This window comes from Variovorax paradoxus (assembly GCF_029919115.1).
GTDB classification, from domain to species: Bacteria; Pseudomonadota; Gammaproteobacteria; order Burkholderiales; family Burkholderiaceae_C; genus Variovorax; species Variovorax paradoxus_O.
The window spans coordinates 2997656-3010120 of the sequence record NZ_CP123990.1 but is presented as its reverse complement, the minus strand read 5'-3'; the positions used below and the strand labels follow the sequence as shown (position 1 = coordinate 3010120).

Annotated in this window: 9 protein-coding genes and 1 pseudogene; 6 read left to right on the top strand and 4 right to left on the bottom strand. The window is 65.3% G+C overall.

All coding sequences use genetic code 11. From position 1 onward, the window contains the following. The first annotated feature begins 175 nt into the window (after positions 1-175). The 3 genes from QHG62_RS14690 (at position 176) to QHG62_RS14680 (ending at position 3340) form a co-directional block, all read left to right on the top strand. Positions 176-1105 (top strand): universal stress protein, encoded by a 930-nt coding sequence (locus QHG62_RS14690; RefSeq protein WP_281146382.1) that lies wholly within the window; start codon positions 176-178, stop codon positions 1103-1105. 81 nt (positions 1106-1186) lie between these two features. Beyond that, positions 1187-2803 (top strand): diguanylate cyclase, encoded by a 1617-nt coding sequence (locus QHG62_RS14685; protein WP_281146381.1) that lies wholly within the window; start codon positions 1187-1189, stop codon positions 2801-2803. A gap of 171 nt (positions 2804-2974) precedes the next feature. Beyond that, positions 2975-3340 carry a hypothetical protein gene (locus QHG62_RS14680; protein ID WP_281146380.1) on the top strand — a complete coding sequence of 122 codons (366 nt, stop codon included), beginning with the start codon at positions 2975-2977 and terminating at the stop codon, positions 3338-3340. Positions 3341-3410: 70 nt separating this feature from the next. Here the strand turns inward: QHG62_RS14680 and QHG62_RS14675 are convergent. The 3 genes and pseudogenes from QHG62_RS14675 to QHG62_RS14665 all read right to left on the bottom strand — a co-directional run bounded on the left by QHG62_RS14675 (position 3411) and on the right by QHG62_RS14665 (position 5361). Further along, positions 3411-4050, bottom strand: a pseudogene (locus QHG62_RS14675) (HD domain-containing protein). 33 nt (positions 4051-4083) lie between these two features. After that, a complete protein-coding gene (locus QHG62_RS14670) occupies positions 4084-4809 on the bottom strand; it encodes a nitroreductase (RefSeq protein ID WP_281146379.1) in 726 nt (241 codons plus the stop codon). A gap of 3 nt (positions 4810-4812) precedes the next feature. Beyond that, positions 4813-5361, bottom strand: coding sequence for a DUF4863 family protein (locus QHG62_RS14665; protein WP_281146378.1), 549 nt, complete (start codon positions 5359-5361; stop codon positions 4813-4815). A 111-nt stretch (positions 5362-5472) separates the two neighbouring features. On the opposite strand from QHG62_RS14665, the gene QHG62_RS14660 reads away from it, so the two are divergent. From QHG62_RS14660 to QHG62_RS14650, 3 genes are all read left to right on the top strand, one after another. Continuing rightward, positions 5473-6453 carry a LysR substrate-binding domain-containing protein gene (locus tag QHG62_RS14660; RefSeq protein WP_281146377.1) on the top strand — a complete coding sequence of 327 codons (981 nt, stop codon included), beginning with the start codon at positions 5473-5475 and terminating at the stop codon, positions 6451-6453. 140 nt (positions 6454-6593) lie between these two features. Then, on the top strand, positions 6594-7049 hold the full coding sequence (locus tag QHG62_RS14655; protein WP_432445529.1) for a cupin domain-containing protein: 456 nt from the start codon (positions 6594-6596) through the stop codon (positions 7047-7049). Next, positions 7046-7501: a carboxymuconolactone decarboxylase family protein gene (locus tag QHG62_RS14650; RefSeq protein WP_281146376.1), complete on the top strand. Its 456-nt coding sequence runs from the start codon at positions 7046-7048 to the stop codon at positions 7499-7501. Before QHG62_RS14655 ends, QHG62_RS14650 begins: the two co-directional genes overlap by 4 nt. Before the next feature lie 239 nt (positions 7502-7740). On the opposite strand, the gene QHG62_RS14645 is transcribed toward QHG62_RS14650, so the two are convergent. Further along, positions 7741-12444 (bottom strand): autotransporter outer membrane beta-barrel domain-containing protein, encoded by a 4704-nt coding sequence (locus QHG62_RS14645; protein WP_281146375.1) that lies wholly within the window; start codon positions 12442-12444, stop codon positions 7741-7743. Positions 12445-12465: the final 21 nt, after the last annotated feature.

Genomic DNA, 12465 nt, shown 5'->3' with positions numbered 1-12465 from the left:
GCCCTGCGCCCTGCGCCCTGCGCCCTGCGCCCTGCGCCCTGCGCACTCGCGCCCAGCGAGCAGCGAGCAGCGAGCCAGCTTCTTCACTCATTCACCCGCGGCTCACCGCGCCCGATGCCTCGTTGCCCGGCATGGGCGGGAACGCGCCTGTCTTTTCAGAAAAGGTAGCCTTGCCATGACCCCCAAATCCATTCTTGCCATCACAGACCTGACCGCGCGCACCGCCTCGGCGCTCTCGCGCGCTGCCCGACTGGCTGCCGAGCACAACGCCGCGCTGAAGCTGGTCCACGCGGCGTGGTCCGGCGAAGGGCCGCGCGCCGAGGCGGCGTGCCATCTCGCGCACCAGGCCTTGCAGCTCGAACAGCGCCATGGCCTGCGCGTTCGCACGGCGAGCCGGCCGATGAACACGTTGCAGGATCTTGCCGACGAAGCGCAGGGCGCAGACCTCCTTGTCATGAGTGCCGTGAATGAAGAACGCAGCCTGCGGTCGTTTTTCTGCGGCAGCGCGGCGGAGCGCCTCATGCGAATAGCCGGGCGTCCTGTCCTTGTCGTGCGCCAGCCAGCCGACGCGCCCTACCAGCGCCTGCTGATTGCGGTCGACTTTTCGCAAGCCTCTCGCATGCTGGTAGAGCACGCATTCGCACTCCACCCATCCGCACAAGTCGAACTGTTTCACGCCATCAGCACCGTCAACGAAAGAAAGCTGCGCGGCGCGGACGTTCCGGAGCACGTTGTCGAGGCGTATCGGCATGAGTGCAGGCGGCACGCACAAGATCAGATGCTGGGCTTCGCCGACTCTACCGAGGCCCGCCGAAACCGCGTGTCATGGGCGCTCGGCCGCGGCGATGCGGGCCGCCAGGCTGTGGTCCAGCAGCAGCACAGCGGCGCAGAGCTGCTTGTCGTGGGCAAGCATCGAGCCTCTGCGCTTTCCGACTTCGTCTTTGGAAGCGTTGCAAAGCGCGTCCTGCGCATGGCCACCGGCGATGTCATGGTCGTGCCTCATGATGCCGCGCCGGCCACCAGGGCTGCCGATATCCGACAGCCCGGCAGCGTCGAACCCATGACGCGGCGCGTGCGCGCAGGTGCCCAGACGCCCGTGTCATGATCGGATTCGCGCGTGCGTATCAGCGGCGCGCATGTCGGCGTCTCGCCTGACGCTCGATGTTTTTGTAGAGTCAGGCCTTCGATGCAAAAAGCTTCCTCGCCCCTGCCGTCCCAAACCGACCCGGACACTTCCACTGGCGAGTGGCCGGCGAAAGACGCGAACTCTTTCTCCCGGAAAACGGACACGCAAAGCAGCCGCGTCATTTTCGGTACTACTTTGTTTGTAGTGTTCGTATGCGTGGCATTGCTCGCGATGAACGCATGGCTGGTCGTTCGCGCGCGCACGGCAGAAAACGAGCAGATCGCGCGGGCCAATACCAACCTGGCTCGCGCGGTCAGCCAGCAGATCGAAAGCACGGTCGCCCTTGCCGAACACATCATCTCGGGCATCGTCTTCGAACTCGAGCGCGGGGACATCACGCCCGAAACCCTGCAACGCCTTCAACCGGTTCTCGTGAACCACGCCGCCGAAGTCCAGGCCATCAAGGGACTCTTCATCTACGACGAACAAGGCCGCTGGCTGGTGCATTCCGAAGCATCCCCGGCCGGAACCAAAAACAACTCGGACCGCGAGTATTTCATTCACCATCGAAACAACCCGAGCGCACGAACGCTGATCAGCGGGCCCATCGTGAGCCGCTCTTCAGGCGAATGGGTGATCCCGGTATCCCGAAGGATCAACGACCCGGAGGGAAACTTTGCCGGTGTCGTGCTCGTCACGCTCAGCGTCAAGCACCTGCTGTCCATCCTGGACCGCTTCCAGATCGGGGAGCAAGGAGCGATTGCGCTGTTCAATGCGAATCAGCTCCTTGTTCGCAGGCCCTTCCGGGAAGCCGACATGAGCAGGCGCAATGCCGGCTCTGCGCTGCAGCAGCAATTCCAGGCCTCGCGCTCGGGCACCATCGAAGGAAGATCGACGATCGACGGCGTGACCCGGATCATCAGCTTCGAGCACCTGCTGGACTATCCGCTCTTCGTTACGGTGGCCGTCGGCAAGAGCGAGGCCTTGCAGGAATGGAAATCCGCATCGATCTACCAGACAAGCTGGGTGGTCCTCTTGTGCTTGATCGTTGCAGTGTCAGGACGCTACCTAATCCGATCGATGCGCAGACGACTGGTGGCAGAGCTGAATCTGCGAAGCGCCCGCGATGCCCTGACCGAGGCCAATGAACGCCTGGAGCATCTCGCCCAGGAAGACGGGCTCACGGGCTTGGCCAACCGCCGCTACTTCGATGCCCGCCTGGCCATCAACTTTCAACAGGCACTGGAAAGCCAGACGCCGTTGGCGGTCGTCATGGTCGACGTCGACGAGTTCAAGAAGTACAACGACCTGTACGGCCACCTGGGGGGCGACGATTGCTTGCAGCGGATCGCCCAGGCACTGCGCACAGCGGTGTTGCGCTCCACCGATCTTGTCGCGCGCTACGGGGGCGAGGAAATGGTTCTGCTATTGCCCGGAACAGATGCCGACGGCGCGCTCGAGGTTGCGCAGCGGGCAAGGCTGGCCGTGGTCGATCTGCAGATTCCTCACGCGGCGGCGGTGCTGGGCACGGTGTCCATCAGCCTCGGGGCAGCGGCCTGGGTCCCGCAGCCGGGAAGCACGCCCTTCGAGCTTTTGAAAGCCGCGGACGAAGCGCTTTACCGGGCCAAGCAAGGGGGGCGCAATACAGTCCGGGTACACGCAGCTGCCCTGGAATAGCCCTATGGCGCCCTGATGATCCCGCGCCGAAGCATCGCGCTGTCCTATTGCTGAGTCGCTCGCGTGCGAGTGGGCCTCGTCCGACGCACAAATGCGCAAGCCTCGCGCCCACGCTGAAGCCCCGAAGGTGAACGTCGAGCCGGTTACCGCTCGCAGGAGCAGGAGAACACCATGGGCAGCTACTTCGGGAAAATCAGTTTTGCAGACAAGCGGGGCGGGCCCGATCAGGCCCAAGAAGCCCGACCGAAAACCGCGCAAAGCCCCTGCCAGGAAACGGCGCTGAGCCATGTTCGGCGGATCGCCATCTATGTCGACGAACCGCACCCGGGGCACTTCTTCTGGGTGCTCGCGGAAGAATGCGACGACGCGAGCTACTGGAGAGAACTGGAGTCCGCCGAGTTGTCTCATGCAACATGGCTCGACGCGCTGCATGCGGGCGTGAGAGCGCTGGAAGGCTACGCCTTGGACGATCGCATCGGCCCTCGCGCGCCAGGGCCCGCAACAACGCCCGTCTGGCCAGAGTCGCCGCCCGCATGAGTCGCATCAAGCGTACGGCAAAGTTCCTCAAACCAATGAGGACGGCGAGACGCATCGCAGACCCGCAGGGTCACCCATGCCACTTCGACGCATGAATGACGGCGCACATGTCGACCCGGTGGAAGTGCGGATCCTTGCAAGCGATGAAGTCGTCGTTGAAGGTGCCCACGGTGCTGTCGGGGCGGTGCTTCATGCCTTGGTAGAAGGCCTCGATGATCCCGCTCTTGAAGTCGGATTCCCGCGGAAACGCGGCGAGCACGGCTTGGCGCTCCGCATCGGTGAACTGGTCGTAGCTGCGGCCGGCAACGTCCATGCCGGCGCCCGCTTGCACCAGCGCGATCTCCGGCCGCATGAACTGCGGAATGCCGGGCGTCGTGTGGAGTGCCACAGCATTCCAGGCCGTCTCTATGCTGCTTTCCGGAATGCCGTGGCTCCGCAAAAAATCTCGCGCTGCGTTCGCGCCATCGACCTCGAAGCGCAGCTGGCTGCCGCCGTAACGCGAGGTGAGCCCGATGTCGTGGAACATGGACGCCGCGTAGAGAAGCTCGGGGTCGAACTTCAACCCGGCGGCCCGCCAGCGCACCCCAGCAATAGACGCGAAGGGAGTGGTGATAGAGCAAATCGCTTTCGGTGTCGCGAATCAGCTGCGTCAGCTCGCGGGCGAGTTGGCTGTCCGGAATGCGGATTCCGGAGACTTCTTGAGGTGTCATGGTGATTTCTTTCAGTTGATGGAACGATGGGTGTCACCGCCCGGCGTGCTCTTCCGGAAAGCCGACGAGCCGCGCGAAGTCGCGGACGCGCTCGCGTGGCATGGCAACCTGGTTGACCGGCGCATGCGGGTTGCCATATCCCATCGACATGCCGAAGGCTGTCACTTCGCAAGGCTCCAACTGCAGCTGCGTTGCGATCACCTCATGAAAGGGTGCAAAGGAGACCTGCGGACAGGTGTCGATGCCCCGGGCCTTCGCCGCGATCATCACGTTCTGGGCGAACAGGCCAAGGTCGATCCAGCTGTGCGACTTCAGCCTGCGGTCGATGGTGAACAGGAGACCCACCGGCGCACCGAAGAACGACAGGTTCCGCTCGGACTGGCGCAAGCGCGCGGCGGCGTCGGTTCGATCGATGCCAAGGGATTCGTAGTAGCGCGCTCCAAAGTCCTGCAGCCTCGCGCGGAACACATCGGGCAGCGGATCGGGAAAGTGTGCCGGCGCCGGAACGCTACCGGCCCGTGAAGCCGCGAGCAGCGCATCGGCGAGAGCCTCCTTCACCGTGCCGGTGACGACGTACACGCGCCAGGGCTGGATGTTCGCGCCGCTCGGTGCTGCGGCAGCGTCCTGAAGGACGTCCTCCACCAGCTTGCGGTCGAGTGGCCGCGGCTTGAACGCGCGAACTGCGTGCCGCGAGCGCATGACGGCCGAGACGCACCGGGCAATGGCCGCCTGGCCCGAATCACGTAGCGAGTTGTCCATTGCCTACTCCTGCGGTGCAGAGTGATAGGAGATCCGCCCCGAAGGAAGGAAGAACAGCGCAATGACCGCCCCTCCCCTGGCTTCCGGGTAGTGTTTGCTGCCGGGTGCAGGCGCGGTCCAGCCGCCGTAGCACCACCCAGCAGGGCCGCAAAGGGCCGCACCGGGAGTGACAGGCACGACCATATTGAACTCGCCGTATGGATGCCCGTGGTATTGGCCGCGGAAGCGGCTGTCGGGGTGGCCCTGGTGGTTGCCGGTGCTGTCCATGTACACCGCGGTGATGCTGAAGTGCAAGGTGCGTTCGGACGGTTCGGCGATGCGGCTGCGGCGGTAGCTGGGGCCATCGACCTCCACGTTTGCCGCCCACTCTTCTTCCACGCCCGATTTCACAAGCCGGCAGAGGGCCTGATAGAGATCGCTTTCTGGTCCGTACTTCTCGTTCAGCCAGCGTTCCACCGCCGGGCCGGCGGTCATGTCCTTCACTTCTTCGAGAAAAGGAATGCAACGCTCGATGAGCGCTTCGCTTGCGCAGAGGGGTGTCGCGGTGGTCATCTTCGGTGCTCCAGCGGTTACTTGCGAGCAATCATGGGCGATGAGCGAACTGAAGGGAACTGCTGGTTTTGCAAGCTCATAATGCACGCCATTCATTGCGGAAGAACGAGCATGAGCATTGGCCGAATGGACTTGAACCTGCTGAAGGTGTTCGACGCCGTCTACGACGAGCGCAACCTGGTCCTTGCGGGCAAACGGCTCAACCTCACCCAATCTGCGGTGAGCCACGCCCTCGGCAGGCTGCGCGAACTGGTCGGCGACGAGCTGTTCATGCGAACGGGCAAGGGAATGGTTCCAACGGGCCGGGCCGCGGCCATGGCCCCGGCTCTGCGCGATGCCCTGCGCCGCATCGAGACAACCCTGGGTGTCGAACCTTTCGCTCCGGCGGAGTCGACCCGCCGCTTCGTCATTGCCGCAAACGACCATCTGACCTCGGTGATCATTGCACCGCTCTCGCGCGAGCTTCAGCAGATCGCCCCGCGCGTGGAGCTCGTGATCCGGCCTTCCACACGGCTCGACCTTGCAGAGCAGATCGACCTGGGGCGGATCGATCTTGCCATCGGCATCTTTGCGCAAGTGCCCGAACGGTTGAACTCGCGCACGCTCATGTCCCAAGGCGAGGCCATTCTGATGCGGCGCGGCCACCCTGCGTCGCGCCGCAAGCTCACGCTGCGCGACATGGCAAAGTACCCGCTGGTGACCGTCTCCGTCGGCGGCCAGGAGGAAGGAGCCGTGGGCGGATTCATCCTGGAGCGCGGCCTCGCGCGCCAGTCCGAAATGTTCGACCGGCAGGCGCTCGAAGAGGCATTGCGGGCTGAAGATGAGGCGCCACATGCACGCATCACCGTGCCGCATTCCCTGGCGATACCCGAACTCCTTCGTGACACCGACATGCTGTCCATCGTTCCCGCGTCGCTTGCCGTGGCGCTCGTGAAAGACCGCGACCTGCTGCGCCGGCAGCCGCCTTATCAAGCCGGCACGTCCACCATTCGCGCCGTCTGGCACCGCCGCGACGAGCACGACGCCGCGCATGTGTGGTTGCTCGACATGGTCGCAAAGACCGCCCATGCCGCCGAGGAATCGCTCGGCTAGCAACACGCGGGCGCCGAAGTGCACGACGTGCATTTCGTGGTTGAAAAGACATCAGTTCTCTTTGGGCCATGGGGCGCCCATCATTGGCTGGCAAAGCCATCGATATGGCGCACTTCACCGTTTCACCAAGGAGAACCCACATGAAAAACAAACCACGGCTCGCTGCGGGCCTGATTGCCGCAGCCATGGCCGGCCTCTTCGGCGCCGCCGCGGCGGCGCACGAAAAGACCGAGACAGTCACTCCGGCGCTCCAGCAGGAGATTCCAAATATTCCCGGCAAGTCGCTGACCGCCGTCGTCGTCGACTATGCGCCGGGGGCCGCCTCGCCGGCGCACATGCATGCGAAGTCCGCATTCATCTACGCCTATGTGGTCTCGGGCTCCATCGAGTCGCAGGTAAACGACGGGCCGAAGCAGCTACTGCACGCCGGCCAGAGTTTCTACGAGCCGCCCGGCGCGCGGCACACCGTGAGCCGCAATGCCAGCAAGACGAAGCCCGCCAAGCTGCTGGCGGTCTTTGTGACGGACACCGGCGACTCTCCGCTGACCACGCCCGCAGCCCAATCCGATTCCGGATCCATGGAGAAGAAGCAATGAGCCAACGTCTCGACTACAACCAGCTTGCCCCCGCCGGCGTCAAGGCGCTCGGAGCCGTCTATGGCTACGTCGCCCAGAGCGGCCTTTCACCCGTCCTTGTCGATCTTGTGTACCTGCGCGTCTCGCAGATCAATAACTGCGCGTATTGCCTCGACATGCACACGCGGGACCTTTTGAAGAAGAGCGTGCCCGTGGAGAAGCTTGCGCTGGTGCAGGCCTGGCGCGAAGCCGGCGACCTGTTCGACGCTCGTGAGCAGGCTAGCCTGGCCTGGGCGGAGTCGGTGACGCGCGTTGCCGACACAGGCGTGCCCGATTCGGACTTCCAAGCCGCAGGGGAGGTCTTCGACGAGCGTGAACTGGTGGACCTCACCATCGCGATCGGCGTGATGAACACCTACAACCGGCTGGCGATCAGCTTTCGAAACACTCCTCAGGCCGTGCGGCCTAAGTAGGCCCGGGCGCGTCTGCGCTCTGGATGGACCGCCGCGAGTACGGTTTTCTTCGCGCTTCTTGCAGCGCTCTGGTGCGTGCGGAGCTCAAGTATGAGGAGCATCGCGTGAATGACGGCATTGGGCCCAAAGCGGCGGTACAGATTTCGCGGAAGCAGCCCTTCGTTGGAACCTACTTCTCTGCTATGCGCCCCAAACCGCCTGGTGTCTTCGGCCACGCGAATGTCCTTGGCGCGACGGGCTCACCACTTCATGCGCAGCCCCAGTGAGCCTTGAACCGTGCGCTTCACCTTCGCGTCGCCGCCGGAAGCCCAGAGCTTGCCCACTTCGCCGTAGACGCTGGTCGTCTGGCTCAGCGCCAGCGTGAGGCCGCCGGCCAGTTCGCTGGAGGTGGCGCCGGTGCGGCCCGTGATGTCGGTTGCGCCGGCGGGTCCGATGAAGCGGGCCACGTCGGTACCGCTGCTCGCCTTGTAGAGGTTGAAGCGGCCGTACGGCTGCAGCGTGCCGAGGCCCGTGGCGATCTCGCCCTTCAGCCGCACGCCAACGCGCGCAATCCAGCCGTCGTCGCTGTCCTGCCGCACATTCGCGCCGGAGATCGCGACGTTGTCCAGGCTGAGGCGCTGGTGAATCAGCTGCACTTGCGGCTCGATCTTCCAGCCGCTCGCGCCCAGCGCAAAGGCCTGGCCCACTTCGATGGACGCCATCAGGCTGTCGCCCTTGCCCCCGCTGCGCAGCGTCGACAGGGGTTCGACGGTGTAGCGGTGCCGCCCGGCCTGCAGCACGGCATCGGCGTAGAAGCCCGAATCGGCGGTCCAGGTGCCGTAGGCGCCCAGGTACTGGCTGCGCAGGTCGTTGGCGCCGACGGCCAGGTCGGCGATGCCGCTCGCGAAGCCGTTGACGCGGATGCGGCCGTCGAGCTGGCCGACGTACACGCCGGCGCGCCAGTTCGATGTGGCGAACAGGTCGGTGCCGGCTTGGAAGCCCTTGACGTTGCCCTTGCTGTGCGGGTTGACGGTGCCTTGCTGGTGGATGTCGATGTCGGCGGCGATCACGCGGCCCCAGGCCCGGCGGTCGCTCCCGCTGGACGCGACCCCGGAGGCTTTGACGTCGTCGTCGCCGATGCGCTGGTGCAGGTTGCCGATCATCGCCAGGTCCATCTGGCGCAGCTGGCTGGGCAGCGCGGACAGCAGCGGGACTTCGGCGCGGTAGGTGGGAACGGGCAACAGTGCGGGTATTGGCGCTGTGGTGGGCGGCGCCAGCGGCGACGCCGGAGCGGTCGAACGCAGGTACCAGTTCTCGCCAGCGCCCTGGGCATCGGCCGCATAAAGGCGGTATTCGTAGGCGCCCGCGTCCACGTGTCCACCCAACAGGCTGAAGGCACTCTTGCTCGTTTGCGCGGTGGTCGTGCCACCGTTGATCCCGCTGATCACCTCGATGCCGTTGCCGGAAGTGAGCGCGCCAAGCCCGCTCAGGTTGGTGAACTGGATTGCGGTGCTGCCGCTGGCGTTTGCCGCAGGCCCATCGAGCACGAGCCGGTCGCTCACGCTGGTGCGGCCGACAATGCCCGTGCCCATTCTCAGGATGCCGGCGTTGCCGACATAGGCGCCGCGGACTGCAAGGGCGCTGCCCGCGGTCGCACCTGCCAGGTTGACCGTGCCGTTGTTGGCGAGCGCCGCCACGCTTTGATCGAACCCGTTGATATCCAGCGTTGCGCCCGGCGCGACCGTATAGGCCGAAGCCGCGCTGAAGGTGTTGGCCGCGCCCGCGCGCAGCGTGCCGGCGGCCACGGTAGTCGCCCCGGTATAGCTGTTGGCGCCTGTGAGCGTCAGCGTGTTGGGGCCCATCTGCGTGACCGCCCCGGTGCCCGAGATGACGTTGCCGAAGGTGAAGTTGTCCGAGCGATTGAACGCCAGCGTGCCGTTGTTGGTCACGTCTCCCACCACAGAGCCTGTCGTGCCGCCGTTGCCCAGCTGCAAGGTACCGGCGCTGATCGTGGTGCCGCCGGTGTAGCTGTTGGTCCCGGTCAGCACCAGCGTGCCCAGGTCCGACTTGTCGATACCGCCGGTACCGGCGAGTTCGGAAGCAATCGTGGCCACGTAGCCCGCGCTCGGTGCGGTGCCGTCACCCACGCGAAGAAGGTTGCTGCCCGCAGCCAGCGTGATCGGCTGGCCTTGCACCACATAGCCGGAAGCGGCGAACTGCATGCCCCCGGAAACGACGGCGCCTGCGCTGTTGTCGACCGTGACGGTGCCGGGCGCGCCCGCGAAGATTGCGAAGGTGCCGTCCGCGTAGGGTGCGTTGATGGTGCCGGTGAGCTCCGTCCAGTTGGCATTGCCCGCCGAGGCCTGCCAGATTCCGCTGCCGCCGTTGACGGTGCCGTTGTTGAGCGGCCCTGCCCCGCCATCCCAGAAGTTGAGCGTGAGGCCGGCCGTGTTGATCAGGTTCACCTGCCCGGCAACCGAGGTCTGCACAAAATTGACGCTGCCCGCCGGCATGGTGCCGAGCGCAAGGCCGTTGTCGGTCAGCGTGCCGCCGTAGCTGATCACCCGGTACAGGCCGGGTCCGTAGGCTCCGCCTGCAGAAACGGTGGCATTGAGCGTGCCGTCCAGCGTGAGGTTGCCGACCACCACCGTCAGGTCGTTGAGCGGACCGCCGGCGACGCCGGCCTGCCCGAACTCGTAGTTGAGCACCGATGCACTCGCGAGCGACAGGTCGCCGTTGATGGTCAGCGTGCCGGGGGAGTTGCCCGGCGCAAGGACGCCGTCATTGATTGCGACACTGCCGCCGACGGTGCCGGTGCCGCCGAGCGTGCCGCCACCGGTCACGCTCATCGTACTGCCCGCGTTGCCCAGGGTGCCGTTGACCCACAAGGTGCCGTTGCTGACAGTCGTGCCGCCGGAGAACGTGCTGCTGTTGCCGCTGAGCGTGGTGACACCGCTGCCGATCTGCGAGATCGTTCCGGCGCCGGAGATGGCACCGCCAAGTGCCAGCGCCCCTGAGCGGTTGAGCACAAGCGCGCTGTTGTTCGTGATGTCGCCCGCGATGGAACCGGTGCCCCCGCCATCGCCAACCTGCAAGGTGCCCGCCGCGATGGTGGTGGCGCCGGTGTAGGTGTTGTCGGCAGTCAGCGTCAGCGTGTCCGCGCCGAGCTTGGTGAGCGTGCCCGTGCCGGAAATGGCGCCGCCGAAAGTAACCGCGTCCGAGCGGTTGAAGACTAGGGCGCCGTTGTTGGTGACGTTGCCAAGGATCGAGCCAGTGGTGCCGCCGCTGCCGATGTGCAGCATGCCGGCTGTGATCGTCGTTCCTCCCGTGTAGGTGTTGTCGCCGGTGAGTGCCCAGGTTCCTGCCGTATTGACCGCAAGTGTGCCGACGCCCGAAATCACGCCGGAGACGGTGTTGGGCGCCCCGCTGAAGCTGCCTCCGAGCGTCGCCGTGTTGCCGGAGATCGCCACGGGCCCCGTGAGGTTCAGCGCCCCGCTGCCGTCGTTGCGAACCGTGCCGCTGTTGATGGTCCAACCGCGGTTGGTGCTGGCGCCCGTGCCGGTATAACTCAATGCGCCGCCGGCAGATATGCCGATGGAGACGGCGTTGTTGGTTGCGAGGCCGCTACCCAATGAATTGGCGATCCCCCTGTTTGCGAGCACAGGGGCGACGACGGTCACACCGGAAATACTGGCAACGCTCCGCCAGGTGTTGTTGCCCCCGAGCGTGATGGTGCGTCCGGTAGACCCAGAAAAGCTTACTGCTCGTGTGACGGAATCGCTGATCACGCCGAGCAATGCAAGGTCACCGCCCACCGCGTCGAAATTGGTAAGGCCGAGGATGTCACCCCCCAAGGAGATGTTGCCGGTCAAAGTCAAGGTGCCGCTGCCCGAATGGCGAAGCCGAGTCCCCAAGCTGGAAGCCGGGTTTTGAAATGTGAAGTTGCGATTGGAACTGCCACCCGTGCCGGTATACGCGAGAGTCGCGGTGCCACTCGTAGGCGCGACGAGAACGGTGCCGTTGCCGACGGTGGTCGGTGCACCCAGGGCACTGGCCACGCCCAGATCGGCGATGGACGTGAACGAAAGGGTGCCGCTGCCTGCTGGCAGGTACTGCGTCTGCCCGGTGTAGTCGTTGGCGTTGTTGCTCAAGGTCATCGACGCGGCGATTGCCGTGAGCCCGCCCGCACCGGTGTAGCGCGCAGCGCCCAAGCGCGAGCCGTTCACGGTGACATTGCCGCTGGCAAGCGTGACCACCCGGCTGGCCGGCAGCACGGTGCCGGTGTTGGCAACAAGCTGCGTGCCGCCCGCCATCACGATGCCGTTGCTTGCGGCGCCAAGCGCGGCATCCCCATTGACGCTGAGGATGCCGGCATTGACGGTGATGCCGCCGCTGAAGGTGTTGGCGCCGCTGAGTGTCAACGTGCCCGCACCTGCCTTGATCACACCTGCCGTGCCCGCGATGGCAGAGCTGATGGTCGCCGTCACATTCAAGCCGGTAGTGAGGGTCGGCGTTCCCGCAAGGGTGAGCGTCGAACCGGCAAGCGTGTAACCGGTGACGTTGAAGTTCAGGTTGCCCGCAGTGACCGGTACGCCAAGCGACACCGTGCCCGCAGTTCCGGCGAAGACAGCGCTGTCGACATTGCTGTTGTTCCAGGCGGATGCGGTGCCGCCAGTGCCTGTCGCGTTGGTGTTCCAGAACGCATTGGTCGTGTCCCATGTTCCGGCTCCGCCCAAGCCGGCTGCGGTTCCGGTGGTGTCCCAGTAGAGCGTGGCCGCCGAAGCCGGAACGCCCCACGCAAGCGTCAACGCGAGGGCAAGCGCCGTGCGCCGCAACGAGCTGCCACCGCGCCCGCACCCATCACCCTCCCGAGACGCGGCGCTGCAATGCGCGCACGCGGTCTCAGGAACAGCGACCCAGGACGAGAGCGCTGTATTCCAGACGCTGAAATACGACTTGTTCATGGTGGTGGTCTCCTCGATGCA

Coding starts and splice junctions, on each gene's coding strand:
- QHG62_RS14660 (WP_281146377.1), top strand. CDS start 5,473: ATGAGCATTGGCCGAATGGACTTGAACCTGCTGAAGGTGTTCGACGCC.
- QHG62_RS14685 (WP_281146381.1), top strand. CDS start 1,187: ATGCAAAAAGCTTCCTCGCCCCTGCCGTCCCAAACCGACCCGGACACT.
- QHG62_RS14650 (WP_281146376.1), top strand. CDS start 7,046: ATGAGCCAACGTCTCGACTACAACCAGCTTGCCCCCGCCGGCGTCAAG.
- QHG62_RS14690 (WP_281146382.1), top strand. CDS start 176: ATGACCCCCAAATCCATTCTTGCCATCACAGACCTGACCGCGCGCACC.
- QHG62_RS14655 (WP_432445529.1), top strand. CDS start 6,594: ATGAAAAACAAACCACGGCTCGCTGCGGGCCTGATTGCCGCAGCCATG.
- QHG62_RS14665 (WP_281146378.1), bottom strand. CDS start 5,361: ATGACCACCGCGACACCCCTCTGCGCAAGCGAAGCGCTCATCGAGCGT.
- QHG62_RS14680 (WP_281146380.1), top strand. CDS start 2,975: ATGGGCAGCTACTTCGGGAAAATCAGTTTTGCAGACAAGCGGGGCGGG.
- QHG62_RS14645 (WP_281146375.1), bottom strand. CDS start 12,444: ATGAACAAGTCGTATTTCAGCGTCTGGAATACAGCGCTCTCGTCCTGG.
- QHG62_RS14670 (WP_281146379.1), bottom strand. CDS start 4,809: ATGGACAACTCGCTACGTGATTCGGGCCAGGCGGCCATTGCCCGGTGC.